The organism is Bacteroides sp. AM16-13, assembly GCF_003602705.1.
In the GTDB taxonomy this organism is placed as follows: Bacteria; Bacteroidota; Bacteroidia; order Bacteroidales; family Bacteroidaceae; genus Bacteroides; species Bacteroides xylanisolvens.
Genome location: NZ_QTLK01000010.1, coordinates 24,030 through 47,880, shown reverse-complemented (window position 1 = coordinate 47,880; position 23,851 = coordinate 24,030). Strand labels below are relative to the sequence as shown.

General features: G+C 44.4%; 14 protein-coding genes and 1 pseudogene. 10 read left to right on the top strand and 5 right to left on the bottom strand.

The window, feature by feature from the left end; genetic code table 11:
* The first annotated feature begins 241 nt into the window (after positions 1–241).
* Positions 242–2,398: a ribonuclease R gene (rnr, locus tag DW173_RS10155; protein ID WP_120144397.1), complete on the top strand. Its 2,157-nt coding sequence runs from the start codon at positions 242–244 to the stop codon at positions 2,396–2,398.
* 190 nt (positions 2,399–2,588) lie between these two features.
* The gene (locus DW173_RS10150) at positions 2,589–3,068 is read left to right on the top strand and encodes a pyridoxamine 5'-phosphate oxidase family protein (RefSeq protein WP_004317010.1); all 480 of its coding nucleotides are present in this window, start codon (positions 2,589–2,591) and stop codon (positions 3,066–3,068) included.
* 120 nt (positions 3,069–3,188) lie between these two features.
* On the opposite strand, the gene DW173_RS24330 is transcribed toward DW173_RS10150, so the two are convergent.
* On the bottom strand, positions 3,189–3,311 hold the full coding sequence (locus tag DW173_RS24330) for a hypothetical protein (RefSeq protein WP_255299338.1): 123 nt from the start codon (positions 3,309–3,311) through the stop codon (positions 3,189–3,191).
* A gap of 425 nt (positions 3,312–3,736) precedes the next feature.
* Between DW173_RS24330 and DW173_RS10145 the strand changes: the two genes are divergently transcribed.
* From DW173_RS10145 to DW173_RS24325, 8 genes and pseudogenes are all read left to right on the top strand, one after another.
* Positions 3,737–7,708, top strand: a complete 3,972-nt coding sequence (locus DW173_RS10145; RefSeq protein WP_120144396.1) for a hybrid sensor histidine kinase/response regulator transcription factor — start codon at positions 3,737–3,739, stop codon at positions 7,706–7,708.
* A 793-nt stretch (positions 7,709–8,501) separates the two neighbouring features.
* Positions 8,502–9,317, top strand: a complete 816-nt coding sequence (locus tag DW173_RS10140; protein ID WP_120144395.1) for a family 16 glycosylhydrolase — start codon at positions 8,502–8,504, stop codon at positions 9,315–9,317.
* Positions 9,318–9,337: 20 nt separating this feature from the next.
* Positions 9,338–12,526, top strand: a complete 3,189-nt coding sequence (locus tag DW173_RS10135; RefSeq protein ID WP_120144394.1) for a SusC/RagA family TonB-linked outer membrane protein — start codon at positions 9,338–9,340, stop codon at positions 12,524–12,526.
* Positions 12,527–12,537: 11 nt separating this feature from the next.
* Positions 12,538–14,214 (top strand): SusD/RagB family nutrient-binding outer membrane lipoprotein, encoded by a 1,677-nt coding sequence (locus DW173_RS10130; RefSeq protein ID WP_120144393.1) that lies wholly within the window; start codon positions 12,538–12,540, stop codon positions 14,212–14,214.
* A gap of 20 nt (positions 14,215–14,234) precedes the next feature.
* Positions 14,235–15,497, top strand: a complete 1,263-nt coding sequence (locus DW173_RS10125; protein ID WP_120144392.1) for a hypothetical protein — start codon at positions 14,235–14,237, stop codon at positions 15,495–15,497.
* Between the two features lie 112 nt (positions 15,498–15,609).
* Positions 15,610–17,904 carry a glycoside hydrolase family 3 N-terminal domain-containing protein gene (locus tag DW173_RS10120; protein WP_120144391.1) on the top strand — a complete coding sequence of 765 codons (2,295 nt, stop codon included), beginning with the start codon at positions 15,610–15,612 and terminating at the stop codon, positions 17,902–17,904.
* 66 nt (positions 17,905–17,970) lie between these two features.
* Positions 17,971–18,237 (top strand): annotated as a pseudogene (locus tag DW173_RS10115) (PD-(D/E)XK nuclease family transposase); the annotation flags it as partial.
* Between the two features lie 10 nt (positions 18,238–18,247).
* Positions 18,248–18,382, top strand: coding sequence for a hypothetical protein (locus DW173_RS24325; RefSeq protein ID WP_004298563.1), 135 nt, complete (start codon positions 18,248–18,250; stop codon positions 18,380–18,382).
* A 121-nt stretch (positions 18,383–18,503) separates the two neighbouring features.
* Here the strand turns inward: DW173_RS24325 and DW173_RS10110 are convergent, their stop codons facing one another.
* The 4 genes from DW173_RS10110 to DW173_RS10095 form a co-directional block, all read right to left on the bottom strand.
* Positions 18,504–19,901, bottom strand: a complete 1,398-nt coding sequence (locus tag DW173_RS10110) for a sialate O-acetylesterase (protein WP_120144390.1) — start codon at positions 19,899–19,901, stop codon at positions 18,504–18,506.
* 90 nt (positions 19,902–19,991) lie between these two features.
* Complete coding sequence (locus tag DW173_RS10105) at positions 19,992–20,684, bottom strand: DUF4998 domain-containing protein (RefSeq protein ID WP_004298565.1); 693 nt, start codon at positions 20,682–20,684, stop codon at positions 19,992–19,994.
* Between the two features lie 12 nt (positions 20,685–20,696).
* Positions 20,697–21,887: a DUF5000 domain-containing lipoprotein gene (locus tag DW173_RS10100; RefSeq protein WP_004298566.1), complete on the bottom strand. Its 1,191-nt coding sequence runs from the start codon at positions 21,885–21,887 to the stop codon at positions 20,697–20,699.
* Between the two features lie 15 nt (positions 21,888–21,902).
* Positions 21,903–23,840, bottom strand: coding sequence for a RagB/SusD family nutrient uptake outer membrane protein (locus tag DW173_RS10095; protein WP_004298567.1), 1,938 nt, complete (start codon positions 23,838–23,840; stop codon positions 21,903–21,905).
* Positions 23,841–23,851 lie beyond the last annotated feature (11 nt).

The following is a 23,851-nucleotide window of genomic DNA, read 5'->3' as shown; positions in this document are numbered from 1 at the left end:
TGCCTCTCTACACAGGAAATAGTGAAAATGCAATATGTAATTATGACTATTCTAATTTTATTCTCTCTCTCTTTATAAACCCGACCAGCCTCCTTTTCCGAATTGATTCAGAAAAGGAGGCTTTCTGTTTCAAAATCTATGAAATATCAAGTAACACAAAAAGTTTTGTCCTCATTCAGAACTATCAAGTCCAAAAATTTGTTTACTTTGTAGATTGAACTACTAATAAATTCCATATAATATGGCAAAAAAGAAAGAAAAGAAAGAGAAAAAGGCCGGCAAAAGAATGAGTAAGAAAGAGCTGGCAGCATTATTAATAGACTTTTTCCATGCCAAATCCAGCGAGACCTTGAGTATGAAATATATATTTTCGGAACTGCGTCTCACTACCCATCCGCAGAAAATGTTATGCGTCGATATATTACATGACCTTTTAGCTGACGATTATATTTCTGAAATAGAAAAAGGAAAATTCCGTCTCACCAATCACGGAACAGAGATGGTAGGCACTTTCCAACGGAAAAGCAATGGCAAGAATTCCTTTATTCCTGAAGGAGGAGGCGAGCCGATATTTGTAGCCGAACGCAATTCGGCACATGCCATGAACAATGACAAAGTAAAGATCACCTTCTATGCCAAACGGAAGAACAGAGAAGCCGAAGGAGAAGTGATAGAAATACTGGAACGCGCCAACGATACATTCGTCGGCACACTGGAAGTAGCTAAGTCATACGCATTTCTGGTGACAGAGAACCGTACATTAGCCAATGACATTTTCATCCCGAAAGATAAGCTGAAAGGCGGAAAGACCGGAGATAAAGCCATTGTGAAAGTAACCGAATGGCCGGACAAGGCTAAGAATCCTATCGGACAAATAATAGATATATTAGGTCAGGCTGGTGACAATACCACAGAGATGCACGCTATTCTTGCGGAATTCGGTCTGCCGTATGTATATCCGAAAGCAGTAGAAACAGCAGCAGACAAGATTCCTGCCGAGATTTCAGCAGAAGAGATTGCCAAACGCGAAGATTTCCGTAAGGTAACAACTTTCACCATCGACCCGAAAGATGCCAAAGACTTTGACGACGCACTTTCCATCCGCAAACTGAAAGACGGATTATGGGAAGTGGGTGTACACATTGCCGACGTGACACATTACGTAAAAGAAGGCAGCATCATCGACAAGGAAGCAGAAAAGCGGGCAACTTCCGTTTATCTGGTAGACCGTACCATCCCGATGCTTCCCGAACGGCTGTGTAACTTCATTTGTTCACTCCGCCCGAACGAAGAAAAACTAGCTTTCTCCGTTATCTTTGATATTACGGAAAAAGGAGAAGTCAGAGACTCACGCATCGTACATACGGTTATCAACTCCGACCGTCGCTTCACCTACGAAGAGGCACAACAAATCATAGAAACAAAAGAAGGAGACTTCAAAGAAGAAGTACTCACATTAGATACGATTGCCAAAGCACTGCGCGAAAAACGCTTCTCTGCAGGAGCCATCAACTTCGACCGCTACGAAGTAAAGTTCGAGATTGACGAAAAAGGAAAACCAATCAGCGTTTACTTCAAGGAGTCAAAAGATGCCAATAAACTGGTGGAAGAATTCATGTTGCTCGCTAACAAGACCGTAGCAGAAAAGATAGGATGTGTGCCGAAGAACAAGAAAGCCAAAGTGCTTCCTTACCGTATCCACGACCTACCCGATCCGGAGAAGTTGGAGAACTTGTCACAGTTCATCGCACGCTTCGGCTACAAAGTGCGTACAAGCGGAACGAAGACGGATATTTCAAAATCCATCAACCACTTGCTGGACGACATACACGGAAAGAAAGAAGAGAACCTGATAGAAACCGTATCCATCCGCGCCATGCAGAAAGCACGTTACTCAACCCATAACATCGGTCACTACGGACTAGCTTTCGAATATTACACTCACTTTACTTCTCCCATCCGCCGTTTCCCGGACATGATGGTACACCGTTTGGTGACGAAGTATATGGACGGAGGACGTAGTGTATCCGAAGCCAAGTACGAAGACCTCTGCGACCACAGCTCGAACATGGAACAAATTGCAGCCAATGCCGAACGTGCTTCCATCAAATATAAACAGGTGGAATTTATGAGCGAACGTCTGGGGCAGATTTACGACGGTGTAATCTCCGGCGTAACCGAGTGGGGACTTTATGTAGAACTGAACGAAAACAAATGTGAAGGTCTGGTCCCTGTTCGTGATCTGGATGATGACTACTACGAATTCGACGAGAAGAACTATTGTCTTCGCGGACGCCGCAAAAACAAAATATACAGTTTGGGAGACGCTATTACTGTTCGGGTAGCTCGTGCCAATCTGGAAAAGAAACAATTGGATTTTGAATTAATAGAAAAGTAAAAGTTTGAATATTCAAACAAACAGAAAAGCTCATTCAACCCCTGATAACATTAGTACAGAAATACGATTGATTAGATAAATCTGTGAAAGTAACGAGAAAAAAGTTCGCATAGATTTGTGTAATCAGTCGTAAGTCTGTACTTTAGCGTATCATTTTGATTATTCTTACTATTATAACATTCATATATCCATGAAGACTGTCATTATCGAAGACAAACAACGAATCGAGTCCATTATTCTGCATTGCGATGCCTGTTTTGTGGGCATTACAGATTTAGAAGGTAATCCCTATGTAGTTCCCATGAACTTCGGTTATGAAAATGGTATCATATATCTGCATTCAGGTCCCGAAGGCAGCAAGTTAGAGATGTTGGAACATAATAATAATGTATGCATCACTTTCAGCCTTGGACATAAACTTGTCTACCAACACGAAAAGGTAGCCTGCAGTTACAGTATGCGTTCCGAAAGCGCGATGTGTCGGGGGCAAGTAGAATTCATCGAAGAGATAGACGATAAACGTCGTGCACTGGATATTATCATGCGTCATTATACAGACAACGCATTCAGCTATTCCGATCCTGCCGTACGTAACGTAAAAGTGTGGAAAGTAGCTGTCCGGCAGATGACAGGAAAAGTCTTCGGTCTGCGAGCCAACGAAAAGCCATAAAACAGTTTCCGGCTTTCGGCTAATGAATTTAACTTCATGTGCCACACCCGTTTAAGAAACGAATTCAGCATTCAAGAAGCATGACGGAGTATCTCCAAGCAAATTTCTCTAAACAAAAGTTTAGAACACTTTTACCCTCACACCCTCATCCTCTGCTTGTATCTCTTTATCCATCGGCATTACAGGTGTGAGGGTAAAGGTGATAGTAAGTGAGGGTAGGCAGTTACCCTCACCCTGTTTCATTCTAAATGTTGTCCTACTTCCTTGTATTACGTAGGAAGTGCAACCGATATATATCTATTATCCCTTCATTATCCATCCGTTAAACCACCGATATAGTTAATTCACCACAGCCGTGGGGAGATCTTCCCACAGCTGTGGTAACTTCTCTTCACGACCGTGAAGAGAAGTCGTCACGGCCGTGGGAAGCTAACTATATCGGTAGTCTGATGCAAGAAGAGCGGTAACTTAATACAATAATAAAGGGGAGATAAGGTATTCTTCCCTGCTTCATAATATCCATTCTCCCTATACACCAGTACCAAGACAGCCGTTTATAACATGATTATTAGGAAGATTTACTGAATATTCCTTCTAATTTCACACCCCTATTCTGTTGGGATTTTCTAAAGAAACTTTATCTTTGTAATGTCAACAATTAAAAGAATATGGTTCGTTTTAATCTTGTTATCACCTTACTACTAATGATAAATATGGCTGTCAAAGCCGAACTGACCAACCGGATGTTCGATGTCAGGCATGTAGGCTATGCAGAAGGCCTTAGTAGTCAACGTGTTTTTTCGATTGTCGAGGATGGAGACGGTGCTATGTGGATTGCTACAAAAACCGGAATAGACAGATACAACGGTCATACGGTAAAGAACTATGATTTGCCGGGCAGTTTCTATTATGGCGATCTTGCCGGACGCAGGCTTTACTTATTGTACGACGCACAACAAGGACTGTTTGCCTACGACCACACCGGACGAATCTACCGATATTCCACCATCCTGGATCATTTTGAACAAGTCCTCCACCTGGGACAATTGATTCAGGAAGAAGTCATCTTGAACAAACTCTGTTTGGATAGTGACGGAACCTGGTGGATGGGGGCGGATAAAGGACTATACAAGCAAGAAGCGGACCATCGTATAGTTGCCGTACTGAAAGGACAATATGTCAACGACATCGCATTTGCCGGCGAGTCGCTTTTTGTGGGTACTTCTAACGGAGTCTGGCAACTGTCACACGCCTTGCCGGATAGGAAACGCCAACTGCTTGAGGGGTGGAATGTACAAACATTGTTCTGCGACAAACCGAAAAAAGAACTCTGGATAGGCACATTTGGCAGCGGTTTGTCTGTGATGAACCTCAACACTTCCAAAGTGCTTGCGCTGGAGGGACAAGGGAGCACGTTCCTTCATCCGATACGGGCAATTACAGACTATGATGTACATACCATACTCATAGGCGTAGACGGTGGCGGTGTGTATGCGATAGACAAGGACACTAAGAAAGCCCGTTTACTGATGAATACCAAAGATGACACAGATACTTACCTGCGCGGAAACGGCATATATGCCGTAACCAGAGACGACCAGGGCAACATCTGGATAGGTAGTTATACGGGAGGTGTATCCGTGGCTATCCTGCTGAAACATCCCATTTCGATATTAGCACACGAAAAGGGAAATACCCATTCTCTCATCAGCAACAACGTGAATGATATCGAAGAAAATCCGGATGGCAACCAATGGTTCGCTACTGATGATGGAATCAGCATCCGAAACACCCTGTCAGGCACTTGGAAACACGTGCTGAAAGAAATCGTAACCATTTCTCTTTGCACATCCGGAAATGGGAACGTATGGGTAGGAACGTACGGAGACGGAGTGTATCTACTGGATAACAACGGACGCGTGTTACGCCATCTCACCAAGCAACAAGGGCAATTGACCACCAATTATATTTTCTCCGTCAGACAAGACATGGAGGGAGACTTATGGATAGGAGGTCTGGACGGATGCCTGATCATGTTTGAAAAAGAAAAAGGCAGCAGACGGTCTTTCGACGTGAATTGGGTACAATCCATTGAACCTATCGACCGAAACCGGGTAGCGGTGGCTACCGTCAATGGTTTCTTCCTGGTGGACAAACATACAGGGAATATACAGCACTATGCCAATTCCCAGGAATTTCACAATCAGAATGTCAGTGCTTATATCATCTCTATGCTGTTCAATGACGACGGAACCGTGTGGCTGGGAACCGAAGGGGGAGGATTGAATCTATATGACATGAAAAACCGGACGGTAAAGACTTTCACTGTTCAAGAGGGATTGCCGTCCAACGATATATATAGTTTGCAGCGAGACGACAAGAAACGCTTGTGGGTCAGCACCGGAAAAGGAATTGCCTTGATAGACAGCCTGCGCGTGTCGAACCTCAACTATGCGGGCAATATAGACAAGGAATATAACAAATCCTCATTTGCCCGGTTGATGAACGGCGAGTTCGTGTATGGCAGCACGGATGGCGCTGTCTTTATCATGCCACTCGACATTTCAACCGTAGACTACTGGACGCTCCTGCGTTTCACAGGGCTGACAGTTGATTATCAAAACGTCCAGGAAGAAGAATCGTTGAAACCTGCCATCCATGATATGCTTGCCGACCGTGCGGTACGGCTCGGCTATAAATACAACTCGTTTACCGTCTCTTTTGAATCTATCAACTATCGTTTCCAGCGCGATATTGTCTATCAGCATATTTTAGAAGGGTATGACAATGACTGGAGCAAACCGTCTGCCGAGGGCAAGGCATCCTACACCAAGGTATCGCCGGGCACTTATCTTTTTAAGGTGCGCAGCCTGCGGCGCAGCGACGGAAAGACTATCTCCGAAAGCACCTTAGAAGTGAAAGTGAGCCAGCCATGGTGGAACTCGTGGTGGGCTTGGACTATTTACCTATTTATAATAGGCTTCGTTTTCTATTTCATCCTGCGCTATAAGAGCAACCAGCTCCAAAAGAAATACGACGAAGACAAAATACGTTTCTTTATCGACACGGCACACGACATTCGCACGCCGGTAACGCTTATCATGGCACCGCTGGAGGATTTGAACCGGGAACAGGATCTCTCGGACAAAGCCCGTTATTACCTGAATCTGGCCCATGAAAGTACCCGGAAACTCCATTCGCTCATTACACAATTGCTCGAATTTGAAAAGGTAGACGCCCACAAGCCATCCTCTTCATCGGTTCCGCTTTGTCTGAATGAAGTTTTGCTGAAAGAAGCCTCCGTCTTCCGGTCTTTTTGCGAGAAGAAGCAGTTGACACTGAATCTGACCCAACCCGACGAATCCGTTTTCGTTTCGGCAGACAAACACCTGATAGAGATGTTACTCGACAATCTTCTTTCCAATGCCTGCAAATACACCATGCCCCAGGGAGAAATCAGTCTGGATTTGAAAGCTACGAAACGCAAAGCCATCCTTTCGTTGAAAGATAACGGAATAGGCATACCGAAGAAAGCGAAAAAGCACATCTTCTCCGATATTTACAGAGCCGAAAATGCCCGGCAGTCACAGGAAGAAGGAACCGGATTCGGACTGTTGCAGGTGCAGCGCATTGTAAAGATGCTGCATGGAAAAATCACTTTCTGTTCCGAGGAGGGCAAGGGAACTACTTTCATCGTAACATTGCCGCGAACCACCACCGTAGCCGAACCCGTGTCGCACGAATCATCCCTCGAACACCTTGCCGGCACATCGGATAATAACAGCCACGAAACGGATAAAATAAAAGATCCGGACGACCGGAATACATTGCTCATTGTAGAAGACCACGAAACTCTCCGTCACTACCTCCGCCAGACCTTTGAACACCTCTATCGGGTGATTGATGTTGCCGACGGACACGAAGCTATCGCCTGTCTCGCCAATGAATATCCGGATATCATCCTCTCCGACGTCATGATGCCCGGCATACGGGGTGACGAGCTTTGCAGAATGGTCAAGGAAAATCCTGACACATCAGGTATTCCGGTCGTTCTGCTGACGGCAAAGGCTAACCACGAAGCAATAGTGGAAGGATTGAAGAAAGGCGCGGATGATTATATCCCCAAACCATTCAGTACAGAGATACTGAAATTGAAAGTACAAGGATTGATTGACAATCGAAACAGGCAACGGCAGTTTTTCATGCGGCAAGCCATCGCTCAAGTAGAGGCGGGCGGCAAACGTGACGACAATGAAAGCAATGAAAACAATGAAAGTATCGACAACAAAAACGTAACGACAGCAAGCGAAACAATGGCCGAGGGCGACCGCCGGTTTATCATGCAAGCTACCCGGTTTGTTCTTGAACATTTGGATGAACCCGATTTCAACATCAATCTCTTGTGCCATGAAATGGCAATGAGCCGGACACTATTCTACAGTCGCCTTAAATCACTGACGGGAAAAGGGCCGCAAGAGTTTATCCGTATCATACGGCTACAAAAAGCTGCCGAACTGCTGAAAGAAGGTAAAAGCGTAACCGATGTCGCCGCCGAAACCGGATTTGTCAACACGAAGTATTTCAGTTCATTGTTCAAGAAACAATTCGGGATGCAGCCAAGTAAATATAGTGGGAAGTAGACAACCATTCATGTTCGGTTTTGAATTAGAATTAGCTCGTTTCCGGTACAGTAATGAACTGTTTCAGCCTATTCTGACAAGGGTATATTCTCACTGCAATGAGAAAAAGTTCTCATTATAATGAGTATTTCTTCTCATACCTATGAGTATTTTTTCTCATAGTGATAAGTACACTTGAGAATGTTTACGGAAGTTTTTTTGAATTATAATTGTATGAGTTTACCTCATTTCCGTACCGTTCTTAATTAAATGGGAATTTTGCAGTTAAATGAGAATTTATCGGTTAAATGAGAATTTATCGGTTAAATGAGAATTTATCGGTTAAATGAGAATTTAGCGTTTAAATGAGAATTTATCGGTTAGGCTGAAAGCCTTACAATTATATATTTATTGGGGTGCCCTGAAAGGGCTTAATTATATAGCGTAGGGCAACGCCCTACGAAAAAAACACACCAGCCACAAGCCCTGAAAGGGCGGAACCGTATACAATTATGCCCTTTCAGGGCGCAAATTCAGATTGTCGCTTTTACGTAGGGCGTTGCCCTACGCTATATAATTAAGCCCTTTCAGGGCACTCCGCAAAATTATCATTTACCTCATTCTTGTATAGCAACAATCTTCGAAAAAGAATGGGTAAGATAACGTCCGTTCGATAAAAATCAGCAGATTTGTCAGCAATCAAACCTAATATGTCAGCAATCTGACCATCGTTTCAGCCGGATATTAGCATCTTTGCACCAAGCTTTACAAGTATAAAGCACATATTACGTTTAACCTTTAAAATGCTAAAACGATGAAAAAAGTAGCACTATTCCTATTTTTATCCGTTTGCTTCGCGCAACAATCCTGTTCGTCGGATTCTGTTGGAACGGAACCGGAGGAAAATCCACAAGACATTCTTTTTAAAGACGATTTCAACTTTTTCGATGAAAAAGTATGGACGAAAGAAACTCATGAACCCGGTTGGACCAATCAAGAGCTACAGGCATACGATGCCGCTCATGTGTCCGTTGGAAAGGACGGGGATAAATCGGTTCTGATTCTTACCGCCGAACGCAAAGGGAATAAAATCTATTCCGGCAGGATCAATTCAAAAGGGAAAAAGAGTTTCAAGTATCGCAAGATAGAAGCAAGCATCAAGCTTCCCAAGACTAACGGCGGACTATGGCCTGCTTTCTGGATGATGGGAGATAACGACAAAGAATGGCCGGCATGCGGGGAGATTGATATTATGGAAATGGGAGAACAGAGCGGAATGGCTGCGGGCGATTCGGAAAAACAAGTGAACACCGCCATTCACTATGGCCCCAGCGCAGCGGCTCACGAACAGCAATACTACAAAGCCAATGTTGCCAACAGCCTGCAAGACGGCAATTATCACACCTACTCTCTGGATTGGGATGAAAACAGCCTGACAATATCCATCGACAACGTCAAGTTTCATACGTTCGACATTAGCTCGAACACATACTTCCACGACAACTTCTACATCCTGTTCAACCTCGCCGTGGGAGGTGCGTTTACAGGAATTACTAACATTAATAAACTGACGGGCCTGAAAGACGGTCAGAAAGTGAATATGTACATCGACTGGGTGAAAATATTATAGGAATCTTAAATATACATGCTATGAATATGGAAAAATGTAAGTATCTACTGTTTTGCGGAACACTCGCCCTTTGGATGGCGGGAAGTTTCCAGCAAGTGTATGCAGCAACGGAACCAAGTTCCCAGGCTATTCAACAACAAAGCAACAAGGTAACCGGAAAAGTGAGCGATGCCACAGGTCCCATCATTGGGGCTTCCGTAGTGGAGAAAGGAACTGCCAACGGAACGATTACCGATCTGGATGGAAATTTCAGTTTGAATGTAAAAGCGGGAGCTACGCTCGTTGTCAGCTACGTGGGTTATAAATCCGAAGAAGTAAAAGCGGGAAGAGGTCCTTTGAACATCACCTTGAAAGAGGATGCCAAAGCATTGGATGAAGTGGTAGTCACCGCCCTTGGCATCAAAAGAGAGCGCAAAGCGTTGGGCTACGGCATTGATGAAGTGAAAGGTGAAGCCTTGACCAAAGCGAAAGAGACGAATCTCATCAACTCCATGGCAGGACGTGTGCCAGGCTTGGTAGTCAGCCAGACCGCCGGTGGTCCTTCCGGTTCTACGCGCGTTATTCTGCGAGGCAGTACCGAAATGACCGGCAATAACCAACCTCTTTATGTAGTGGATGGTGTACCTTTGGACAACACTAATTTCGGCAGTGCCGGCACAAACGGAGGCTTCGACTTGGGCGACGGTATTTCGAGCATCAATGCCGATGACGTAGAAAACATGTCGGTATTGAAAGGCCCTGCGGCATCTGCACTTTATGGTAGCCGTGCCAGCCACGGTGTTATCTTGATTACAACCAAGCGAGCCAACAAGGATAAAGTCAGTGTGGAATATAACGGAACGCTGACTTTCGACACCCAACTTGCCAAATGGGATGAAGTGCAACAGATATACGGTATGGGAAGCAACGGTACTTATAGCTATGATGCCATATCCAACACAAACAAAAGTTGGGGCCCCAAAGCGGACGGTTCAAACATGTTGAAGTATTTCGACGGCGTAGAACGCCCTTTCCTCATTGTCCCCGACAATACGTCCAACTTCTTCCGTACAGGTATCACCGCCACCAACTCCGCCATCATAGGTGTGAACAGCGGAAAAACCGGAATTCGCTTTACCTATACGGATATGCGCAATAAAGACATTGTTCCCCAGACACACATGAGCCGTGACATTTTCAACCTGCGCGCCAATACGTCTGCAGGAAAGGTAGACTTGGATTTCAGCGTCAACTATACACGGGAAGACGTGAAGAACCGTCCGGCATTGGGCGACAGCAAGTCCAATATCGGTAAAAACCTGATGACCCTTGCCACCACCTACGACCAGGAATGGTTGCAAACCTATCAGACTGCCGACGGCGAATATTCCAACTGGAACGGCATGGATCCCTACAACGTGAATCCGTACTGGGATATCTATAAGAACTTCAATAAATCCAAGAAAGACTTGTTCCGCATGAACGGCAAGGCTGTATGGAACATCGACCCACATCTGAAACTTCAAGCAACATTGGGCGCCGAACTCAACTGGTTCACGTTCGATGATTACAAAGCGCCTACCACTCCCGGATTCGAAGCCGGAAGACTTCAAAACAGTGCTTTCCGCAACCGCATGTACAACTTTGAAGTGTTGGCTCTCTACAACAACCATTGGGGTGATTTCGATTTCAACGCTACGTTAGGCGGCAATGTATATAAGGTGAACAACCAGACCACCGTTACCACCGCTCAAGACATGAAGATACGCGATGTCCCTTCATTGACAAGCTTCAACGAGATCAGTGTAGTGCCCGGCAGTTACCGCAAGCAGATTAATTCGGTTTACGGAGCAGTGAACGTGGGATGGAAACACATGCTTTACCTCGATGCTACGTTACGTGGCGACCAATCGTCTACCCTTCCCACTGGCAACAACATGTATGTGTATCCTTCTTTCTCCGGTAGCTTTGTATTCTCCGAGCTGACAAAACTGGGCGACCTCCTGCCTTACGGAAAGTTACGTATGTCATGGGCCCAAGTAGGTAGCGATACCGATCCTTATCAATTGGGACTCGTCTATACGAAATCCAAATATGCTTATCCCGGATATACCATCGGATATATCGATAACGGAACCATCCCCAACAAAGACTTGAAACCAACCAAAACAAACTCCGTGGAAATGGGATTGGAATTGAAATTCCTGAAGAACCGTATCGGACTGGATTTCACCTACTATTCTCAAATCAGTAAAAACCAGATTATGGGAATGGCAAGTTCCTGGACAACCGGTTATAACTATCGCTTGATTAATGCCGGCAAGATAGAAAACAAAGGTATTGAGATTGCCCTTAGCACACGACCGATTCAAACACGCGATTTTTCCTGGGACATTAATCTGAACTTCTCCAAAAACAGCAACAAGGTAAAAGAACTGGATGGCGAATCGGATATGTTTGAACTGGAAAAAGCATCTTGGCTCGACGTTCAGGTAGCCGCTAAGGTAGGCGAGAACTTTGGTTCTATTGTAGGCCCGGACTTCCAACGGAACGAAAAGGGAGATATTCTGATTGACCCGCAAACCGGTCTGCCGCAATATGACAAGAGCAACCACGTATTGGGTAATGCCTCTTGGGACTGGACAGGTGGATTACTCACCAACTTTACCTACAAGAATCTTTCGCTGGTAGCGGTATTCGATGTGAAAGTAGGTGCCGACCTCTATTCGATGTCTGCCCGTGCTGCTTATGAATCGGGTAAAAGTCCGGAGACATTGGCAGGACGCGACGCCTGGTATCGCTCGGAAGAAGAAAGATTGGCAGCCGGCATTGCAAAAGGAGCCGATAACTGGAAGCCGACAGGCGGATTCGTTGCTCCGGGTGTCATCGACAACGGTGATGGAACGTATCGCCCCAACGACATCTACATCAATCCGGAAGACTACTGGATGAGCGTTTGCCGTAATGCACCTTCTATGTTTATTTACGACAACTCATACGTGAAATGCCGTGAGCTAACGTTGAGTTACAATGTACCCAAATCCTGGCTGAAGAATGTAATAAGCGGACTGACCGTTTCGTTCGTTGCCCGCAATCCGTTCATCGTATGGAAGAATATCCCGAATATCGACCCGGATTCCAACTACAACAATACCACCGGTATGGGACTTGAATACGGTTCGTTGCCTTCACGCAGAAGCTATGGTTTTAATGTAAATGTGAAATTCTAAAAAGATATATCATGAGACAATCTAAATACATCACAATCATCACGATGGCATGTGCCCTGTTTTTCGCTTCTTGCAGCGATGAATACATGGAAAACATGAATACCGACCCTTCCAAGGCCGCTACCATCGACCCGAATGCGCAGCTCACCACTGCCCAACTGCAAACGTACGGAGACCTTAGTATGATGGAAATCTACCGTAACTACCATTATGCATTCACCCAACAACTGATGGGATGTTGGAACACCACCAACTACGGCGGACGCCATACGCTAGACAATAATGAAATGAGCCGTATCTGGACATCGTTCTACACTCAATCCCTGAAGAATATCATTGATGCTCAATATCGCACAGCCGAAGATGCAGAGAAAGTGAACATCAACTCTGTGCTCCGCATTTATCGGGTTTATCTTATGTCTATCATCACCGACACTTACGGAGACGCTCCTTTCAGTGAAGCCGGCCTGGGATTCCTCGAAGGAAAGTTCAATCCGAAGTATGACAAACAGGAAGATATTTACAACGCTTTCTTTCTGGAGCTGGAAGATGCCGTCAATAAAATCGATCCGACCAAAGATAAAGTGACAGGTGACCTCATCTATGCCGGTGACGTAACTAAATGGCAACAACTGGCAAACTCGCTTCGCCTACGTTTTGCCATGCGAATCTCCAATGTCAATCCTACAAAGGCACAAACGGAATTTGAAAATGCTTTGGTTGCCAATGGGGGTGTGATAACGGACGCCTCAAGCGATGCGCTCATCAAATACATGACAATCGCATTTAGTTTCGGACAAGAAGCTTACTCTGATTATCGCGGAAATTCATTGTCACAGTTATTGTTCGGCAACGACCCCGCTAATAATCCAAGTTACCTCTGCTCCACTTTCTTTAATCAGCTACGCCAATCCGGTGACCCTCGTACATTCAAAATTTCCCGTTGTTATTATGACGGGCTGATGAGTGCCACCAGTCCCGACAATCGTGTCGACATCACCCAGGAGATGATTGAAAAAGGGATTGATTTCAGTCCGCGCAACCCGGGTGCCTACTCGTGGGAGCCATGGCCTACAGGATACGACAGCGATATTTGTAAGGAATTAGCCGTTAACAACCCTTCTGTTACAGCAACCATGGCTCGTGAAGTGGAACCCAAACTTGCCAATAATTTCCTAAAAAGCGACAATCCGGGCGTAGTGATGACCTCTGCAGAAGTGAAATTCCTGATGGCGGAAGCTACCGTGAAAAAATGGAATGTCGGCAGTGTGTCGGCAGAAGATCTTTACAAGCAAGGAGTGCGTGCAGCTATGGATTTCCTGACAGACAACTACGGTTGCACGGCTACTACTGATGCAGAGTTTGATGCATTCATTCAAGGTAGAGGGACGTTCGGACATACGGACAATCTGAAACTTGAAGCTATCAATACACAGGCCTGGATTCTTCACTTTACCAATCCTGCCGAATGTTGGGCAAACGTGCGTCGTTCCGGTTATCCGAAGTTGAAATCACCGGCAGAATATGGGTTCGGACAATACCTCACCGGTGGAACGGAAATTCCGGTACGTCTCTGCTATCCTGTATTGGAATCTTCCTATAATAAGAAAAGCTACAATGAAGCCATCGAGCGCATGGGAGGAACAGACAATTGGCACAGCCTTCTGTGGTGGGATACTGAAAACTAACTATTAAACAATCATCCATTATGAAAAAGATATATATTGCACTATTTGCCCTACTCGCTGTAGGCTCCACATTTACTGCATGCACCGAGGAAGAACCGTTCGCTACGGTGACGGAAAATGATGATCCGCATATCCTTGCCCCGGTATTCCCTGACAGAACGAACGGGCAATTGGCTACATTCGCCAACATCAGCCGGGATGCGAACTTATCCATCGCGCTGACCGTGACTCCGAAAGATTACACCACAGTAACCTGGTTCATTGATGGGCAGGAAGTAGAATCGGGTACCGACTCCGACAAAGAAATCAACCGTAGTCTGAAAGCCGGTACGTATAATTTGAAAATAGAAGTAGAAACTGTGAAAGGGAAGAAGACTTCCCGTGAAGGATTAGTGGTGGTCAACCCATTGGCTGATGACCCTCAATCTAAAGAAATAGCCTTTGAGAGAATTGTATCTCCCGGTAAGACTGCCCGTTTATATGGCAGTAATTTACAGAACGTAACAGCCATCCTCTTGGGAGGAAACACAATCACCGATCCTACTTATGTTGAATCGGAAGACGAGAACTATCTGGAATACATCGTTCCGACAGGCGTAAGCGAAGGCGATTACCGCATCGTTCTGCAAGATGCCGGCGGCAATGAATATGGAGCCGACATGGTGAAAGTGACCAATGCTTCCCTTGTCATTTCGGGGGCTAACCGGGCTACTGCCAACATGGACTGGACCATTTCCGGTATCAATCTTGAAAACATCGCTTCTCTAACTATCGGCGGACAGACGGTGTCTCAATTCAGCAATCAATCTTCTACGGAAGTTACGCTGACTTGTCCGGATTTGTCTGATGGAAGCTATACGCTGACAGGCAAAGCCCGTAGCGGAGAGGCTGTGCAGTTCTTGAACGACAATGCTACGACTACCGAACAGACTGTGACCGTATCTACCGAAATAACGCTTTGGTCAGGACACCATTACGTTTCGTGGGATAAGCCGGACGGTGATCCCAACAAAACTTTTGGTTTGATTCCAATGGATGTATTTGCCGGTATCACAGCCGGATCAACACTGAAAGTAGTCTACTCCATAGAACCTACTGCCGAATATCATCAGATGCGACTTGCTACTGGTAATTGGTCGTACTTCACAGACCCGATAAACTTCTCGGAAAACGGTGAATACGCACTGACACTGACCCAAGACATGCTGAATATGATTCAAGCTGAAAACGGATTCATCTGTGTAGGTCATGGCTATTATGTAGACCTGGTAACCGTGAAATAATGTTCCTAAGTAAGTTTAAAAATCATTCATACCATAAGTATCTGTCATTCTTCGGGTTAAAGCCCTCTGAATGACAGATTACATAAACGATGCTACTTAAAAACAAATCATAATGAAACTAAGAAATATTATATTAATGACCGCATCTATCGCAATGACTGCCTGTTCCAAACAGGCAGTTCCCACTGCCATTCCTGAAGACGCTAAAATAGAACAACAAGTGGAAGAGCTTCTATCAAAGATGGACCTCGATGCCAAGATTGGACAGATGACCGAGCTTGCCATTGATGTATTAGGAGAGACGATAAATGGTGAATTTCAATTGGACGAGGCAAAACTCCACAAAGCGATTGCTGAATACAAGGTAGGTTCGTTTCTAAATGCTCCCGGCCCGGTAGCACAAAGCCCTGAAAAGTGGAACGAGATTATCAGTCGAATACAAGAACTGTCGATGACGGAGATTGGTATTCCATGTATCTACGGACTGGATCAGAATCATGGTACTACCTATACATTGGGCGGAACGCTCTTTCCTCAAAATATCAATATGGGTGCTGCCTTCAATCCGGATTTGACCTACGAAGCAGCACGTGTAACGGCTTATGAAACAAGGGCTAGCAATTGTCCTTGGACATACTCCCCCACCGTCGATATGGCACGTGATCCCCGTTGGCCGCGTGTATGGGAGAATTATGGAGAAGACTGTTTAGTCAATGCCATTATGGGCAGCACTGCCGTCCGAGGCTTCCAAGGAGATGATCCTAACCATATTCCCGCCGACCGAATCGCCACCTCCGTGAAACATTACATGGGATACAGCATGCCACGTACCGGTAAAGACCGCACACCGGCTTATATATCGGTTTCCGAACTGCGTGAGAAATGTTTTGCACCGTTCAAGGCTTGTGTGGAAGCTGGTGCACTGACTATAATGGTCAACAGTGGTTCCATCAACGGAAAGCCTGTGCACGCCGACCGCGAACTCCTTACACAATGGCTGAAAGAAGACTTGGGATGGGACGGAATGTTAATCACCGACTGGGCGGACATCAACAATCTTTATACCCGCGAACATGTGGCGGCAAACAAAAAAGAAGCCATCGAAATGGCAATCAATGCAGGTATAGACATGGCTATGGAACCGTATGATCTCAATTATTGTACACTACTAAAAGAGTTAGTGCAAGAGAAGAAAATACCCATGAGCCGTATTGACGATGCCGTCCGCCGGGTGCTTAGACTTAAATTCCGTCTGGGTCTGTTCGATCATCCGAACACTTTATTGAAAGATTATCCTCTCTTCGGCAGCAAGGAGCATGCACTTATCGCACTTCATGCAGCCGAAGAATCGGAAGTATTGCTAAAAAATAAAGATAATATTCTTCCGCTTCCTCAAGGGAAAAAGCTACTGGTAACCGGTCCGAACGCCAACTCTATGCGTTGCTTGAACGGCGGTTGGAGCTATTCGTGGCAAGGACATCTGACCGACAGATTTGCCGACAAATATAACACCATTTACGAAGCAATCTGCAACAAATTCGGAGCCGATCATGTCCGTCTGGAACAGGGCGTAACCTACAAACCCGAAGGTGCTTACATGGAAGAAAATGAACCGGAGATTGAGAAAGCTGTGGCTGCCGCCCGCAACGTGGATATTATTATCGCCTGCATCGGTGAAAATTCATATTGCGAAACACCCGGTAATCTTTCCGAACTTGCCATCTCTGCCAACCAAAGCAAACTGGTAAAGACACTTGCCACGACAGGAAAACCGATCATCCTGATACTCAATGAGGGTCGTCCCCGCATTATCAACGAGTTGGAGCCATTGGCTGATGCTGTTATTGACATTCTATTACCCGGAAACTATGGTGGCGATGCATTAGCGAACATTCTGGCAGGAGACGTGAACCCCAGTGCCAAGATGCCTTACACATATCCGCGACACGAAGCAGCACTGACTACCTACGATTATCGGGTGAGTGAAGAGATGGACAAAATGGAAGGAGCTTACGACTACAATGCGGTAGTCTCCGTTCAATGGCCTTTCGGATACGGATTGAGCTACACCACTTTCGAATACAGCAACTTCCAAACGGACAAATCTTCGTTTACCGCAGGAGATGATTTGCACTTTTCCATAGATATAACCAATACCGGTAAATATACCGGAAAAGAAGTTGTCATGCTATTCAGCAGTGATCTTGTGGCTTCGCTTACTCCCGAAAACCGTCGGTTACGAGCCTTCAAAAAGGTGGAACTGCAACCGGGCGAAACCCAAACTGTCACTCTATCCATCAAAGGCAGCGACTTGGCTTTTGTCAATTCCGACGGGCAATGGGTACTGGAACAAGGAGATTTCCGTATGCAATGCGGAAATCAAACACTGAATATTATATGCAAGTAAACAGAATACACGAATTAATATCCTCCACTTAAAAAGCAGAAACGATATGGACAAGCGGACAAGTATATTCGTTTGAATGGGCAATAAAGAGACTGTTCCGTCATAGAACTAATTTCTGCATTTTAGAAGGTTTCCTCACAGTGCTACTTGGTGAAAATCATCGAGATACTCAAAAGTAAAAGTAATCAGCAAGTAGCCGATGATAAATTCAACCATGTAGATATCAAAGCTAAAAACGATAAGGATGAAATAATCATCATCGAGGTTCAGAACACTCGTGAACTTTACTATCTGGAACGTATTCTCTATGGAGTAGCAAAAGCCATCAGAGAACTGAAATAAAATGAAGGGGATATTTTTTATGTATGGTGGAAAGTTACAGAGATATGAAGTGGTAGAATTAGCCATGCACCGTGAAGATTTCACCCTCACCCCCAAGACTTGGGATTATGAGACAAGAATAATCAGTTTACCGTAGAAACGGGAGTTTCTTAGGCGTGATGGGTGAGAGTTTCTTCGCAGAATATTCGGCTGAAGGGAAGTTTTGAGGTTCAGTGACCTCCTTACATGTTATATCCCTACCGGATACAAAAGATATTCTACCAATCGTCCGTTCTGAATGAAGAAGCAGGCAAGCCACACTCACTAAAAAGAGAAGCCTCTACATAATTTCTATAAGCGTACCTTACTGCAACAGGTACGCTGACTTTCTCGCTATGAACTATAACGGACGAAGATTTTGAATCCACTACAGCTTTGCCCGGATAAAACTTCCGGTCACTGCCCGCAACTTCAAAACCATTCAATTCTTGTCCGACAGGTCCTACTCCATACGCCAAGGGTGTACTAAATTTCAAGATGGCTCTATTCTCCCGGACTGTCATCGAACGATATTCAGGTCCCGTATAGCAAGTATACTTATAACCGTAAGTTTTGGCCAATGCATAATAAGCCAAACGTTCTCCCACTTCTTTCTTTTTAGCCGGATGAATGCAGCCTTGTTCCCCAATATCAAGAGTCACCACCATGCCTGAATGAGGTATTTGGGAGGCACACTTTAGCTGTACCTCTCTTAAAGAAGCTCCTTCAATGCCTTCCGATGAACTATATGCAAAAGGAGCTATCTGTACATAGTAGAAAGGAAGTTCGGGTTTCTGAAATGTATTACGAATATCCTGTACAAAAGCAGGAAACAACCTGGCATATTCTTCAGGCTTATTACGATTTGCCTCTCCCTGATACCAAATCATACCTTTCACCGCCAGATTGCGAATGGGATAAATCATTGCATTATATAAAAGAGAAGGCATTTGATGAACAGGACGTTTGGCAACAGAAAGTATATCCAATGCCCGGAAACTTTCCCGGCTCATCCATGTTTCAATATTCGAACCATTCCAGGCAGAAATGACAATACCCACCGGGATTCCCAACACTTCTTGCAAATATTTACCAAAAAAATAGGCTGTAGCACTGCAATTGGCCACAGCACCTGAGTCATGACATTTCCACTGGCCTCCGCTATGTTCCAAAGGCACTGCACTGGAATGATTGCTTACTGTATATATTCGAAGCGGCACTTCTTTCTTAGCCCGGGTTATGTAATCATTCGCATAGGCAACAGGCTGTCCCGGAAATCCTTTCATCGGCATTCCCATATTAGACTGCCCCGAGCATAACCACACCTCCCCTATTAAAACATTTTCTAGGATTATTTTGTCACCATCATCGAACACTATATTATATGGTCCACCGGCAGAAGGAGTATAGACCGCCACTTGCCACTCCCCTTTTTCATTTACAACTGTTTTATATGTTTTCTGTCCCCATGAAGGAGTAATTTTAATGACTGTCCCTGAAGAGCCATGTCCCCACAATTTTATTGAGTCACATTGCTGCAATACCATATGACTGGCTATAATATCCGGCAATACAACTTTAGCCGATAGGGAAGTTATAGAAACTGCCATTAAAAACAATACTAAGAGTTTTCTCATCTATTTAATTAATTTATTCCGAAAAATAAAAAGAAGGAGGGCTACCAAAGTTAAAAAATGCGCCCTCCCCGTTATTATCATCTACCTATCTTATAACTGTAATTCCAAAATCGCAGCATGAAAGTCATCTATCACTTCCTCGCCAGGCTTATACCAAGTACAATATGTCACTTTCCGGGAAAGGTCAATACCTACAATTTTTGTCGCACTTCCCAATTCTTCCGTAGGCTTACGAACTGATGCTTGCTTTCCGGACAAATCCGTATAAAACACTTCAACGCCGATCTCTTGGTCACTATTACTTCCTCCCCACTCGATAGTCAATTCATTATCTCCTTTCGTAAGTTTCTTTACGATACGATTGTTAAGCGTCAGCTCATATTGAGCTCCATATACTTTCAACAACTGTTCATATCTGATAGAGCGGTGTTCTTTATCGTCATGAGTATAAAACGTAAATGTATAATCTCCTTCCGCTATAGAAGACCCATTTTCGCCAATCATTATATCCAATCCCTCTAAAGGGTCATGTGCCGGAATATCGAATACGGCCGACTCTTTACCGTGATTCCACAATACTTCCAGATGCTTGGCTCTGGGATCGGTCACCCAATAACGAATCTTTACCCTTTCTCTACCACTGAAGACATGAATAGAATCTACTCTTCCGATATAGACAGTCTCCCCATTTTTCAGATATATATCATGTACATCGTTCATATCCGAACAGGCTGCCAGCCAGATCATGCACATACAAGCAACAATAAAATATAATTGTTTCATACTGTTTTTTCTTTATTTAGTACTACCCCATAATGATATCTCGTTGATAAATGCACCATCCGTATCTCCCCAAGTGGTGTGTATCTGGAATTTCAGATAGCGCACTTTCGGCACATCCACAGGAAATTCCCATTCTTCTCCCGCAAGCATATGTTCCTTTTCCTCAGCATTCGGTTCTCCTCCTATTATCTGCCCGGATGGACGGAACGATTCACAATCCATCAATTTTATCCATCCTTCCCAGTTATCGGGATCTTTTGTTACTGCCGCATCATTCGTACCATACACGGTAAAGGTACGCAAATGATGCAATCTATACATATACTGCAAACGAGTCCACAATCTAAACCGCGACAGCTTACTTTCCACACCCATATCAAAAGAGAAGTAAGGCTTCATTCCTGTACCGGCAGAAATATAGAACAAATCCTTTTCTACATTATACACATTGTTCCACATCCCCGTCATTGACTTGCTACCGAAGTTGTTATGAGTAAAATACTTACCCAACGGGAATTCCATAAACTTCGACTTATCCATTTCTTCCTCAAAAAGAGGAGTCATTTCTTTATAGAGGGTATCGGTATGATTATCATAAATATCGCGAAAATAAAAAGCAAAATCCGCTGGTTTCGCATCCAATCCGCGAATAGCCTTATCTGCCACCGCTTCCGATGAATAGATAGTCTCGACGTGTTTCCAAGTTCCATCACTTTCCTTCATCATTGCCCCCAAAACGACATTCTCTTTTAATGGATTTTCCCAATGTAATTTTACGCCTCCGAATGCATCAAAAAGTTGCAATGTGTGAAAAACATCATAAATCGGAGAGTCTTCAGGCTCCACCTCTACTACACAAGGAGCCGACTCATTATAGCTCTTATCTATTGAATAAAGTTCAACCTGATACTTGCGTCCCTTTCCGAAACCTTTTAATTCGATTTTGTTCGAATAAGCCGAACTGGACATCTCTCGCTTCACTCCATTTTGCAACACATACCGTGCCGTAACACACAACAAATCATCTTCTTCCGGCAAAGTGTAAGTCAAAACAACCCGCCCTTTCATATTTTGCACCTGCACATTTGATACTTGTTTCGGGGCCACGCTATCCACCGGATATTGGCCGATATATTCCTCCTTACAACCACTAAACACAGTGAGAAGAAGCAATACAAATAATGCATTATATACTGTTTTCATATTTTGCCATATTAATTAGTCCCAATACGGATTTTGTATTAGATTTGAATTTTTCATCAATTCTGCTTCACGGATAGGCCACAAATACTGCTTGGTAGTGAACTGTAAAGGCTGAACCGTAATCACATTATAATATTCCTGTTCTGTGCTCTGATGTACATTCCATCCTCTTTCTACTTGATTATAGTAGATATGAGCCAGTTTCCATCTCCTTACATCCCAGAAGCGCTTGCTTTCGAAAGATAATTCAATCATTCTCTCCTGACGGATAATGTCTCGCATACCTATCTTTGTAAGAGGCTTATCCGGATTCCTGGAGTAGTTGCTCCAACTCTCTTTCACTCCCTTCAAGCCGGCACGCTTACGTACCTCATCAATATAATAGTATACTTCATCATTCGGTTCATTCAACGACTCATTCAATGCCTCCGCATAAAGCAGATATAAATCGGCAAGCCGCATAAGCGGATAAGTAGTACGTGCATAAGTAGCTTTTCCGTTCGCATCAGTAGCCGCCTCGAAATGCACCATCTTCTTACAAAAGTATCCCGAACGGGAATAGGTAGTTTCTTTGGTCTTTCCGGACATTTGTCCTTTTTTTGCCGCTACAATCCACGGAGTCTCGGAAGCCGTCCCTTTTCCCACATCTTTTGTCCTACCATTGCCAAACCAGTAACCACGATCAAATCCCAAGTCTGCATAGAAACGAGGTTCACGATAAAGGTTTAAATAAGCAGTTCTCTCACCTTTTTTGATATAGTAAGTATGGTCGTCTCCAACAGTCACTACCTGATAACGATGCGGATGATCATAATTCACATCTTCCTCGATAGGTACTCCGTTCTGCGAATAAAACAACTCTGCCATGCGGAATGTCGGATACACCTCCGGTATGGGACCTGAAGTATGGCTCCAGTCCTTATCCTTAAAACAGGGAAGTATGCGTTGCTGCAACTGCGCGGATGTGTTTACCGGATTACCCCAAATCAATTCTTCATTCCATTTCTCGGTGGATGCACCGCGAATACTCATGCCTCGCCGCGTTTCCTCCGACAAATCATAGCGCGAATCATTAAACTCATATAATTGACTGATTCCTGCCTCTTTGCATATCTCTACAGCCTCCTTGCAGGCTACAGCAGCTACATTCCATTTATTAGGGTCTTCTTCCGAAAACAGCTTCATACCCCTGTTATCTGTCAGATCCTGAAAATCAGGATTTCCATTAAACAACGGACTGGCACCGGTCACTCTCGCTTCCGCCAATAAGGTAGCGGCAATCGGACGTGTAATACGTCCCATTTCATTTATCACATCGGTGATGCTCAAAGGAAGATCCGGAATCGCTTCCTCACAAAGCTGACAGATATAATCAACACAATCATCAAATGTATCCCTATATACCCTTACTTCTTCCGAAGAACTACCTATCGGCAAATTCTCTTTTACCAGAGGAATAGGACCATACATCCTGAGCAGATAAAAATGATAGAATGCTTTCAAGAACTTTACTTCCGCTATCCAACGTGCCCTGTCCTCATCGTTCAAGTCGGGCCCCACCTTACCGATATTCTCAAGAAAGATATTACAATCTCTCAAAGCGATATAAAGATTACGTGCGTCATTTCGTCCCTCCCAATAATTCATAATAGGATCGTTCGTGTTTTGCTCACCGAGTTTCATCCTGTCTCCCCAATAATGAAAGAGATTGAGATGATAATCATTCTGGTTCGTTCCATATTCGTCACTTCCCAATAGTGCCGGGTCATACATCGGATGCCCTATTTGTGGCATATATTGATAGATTGTGGCAAGAAAACGTTCCGCACTTACCCGGTCTTTAAACGCATGTTCCATAGTCGGTACATTATCCGGCACAATATCCAGATAATCAGCACATGCTGATAAGACCGCCATCGTCATTGATAATAATATAACTTGAATTTTTCTCATAATTGCATGTT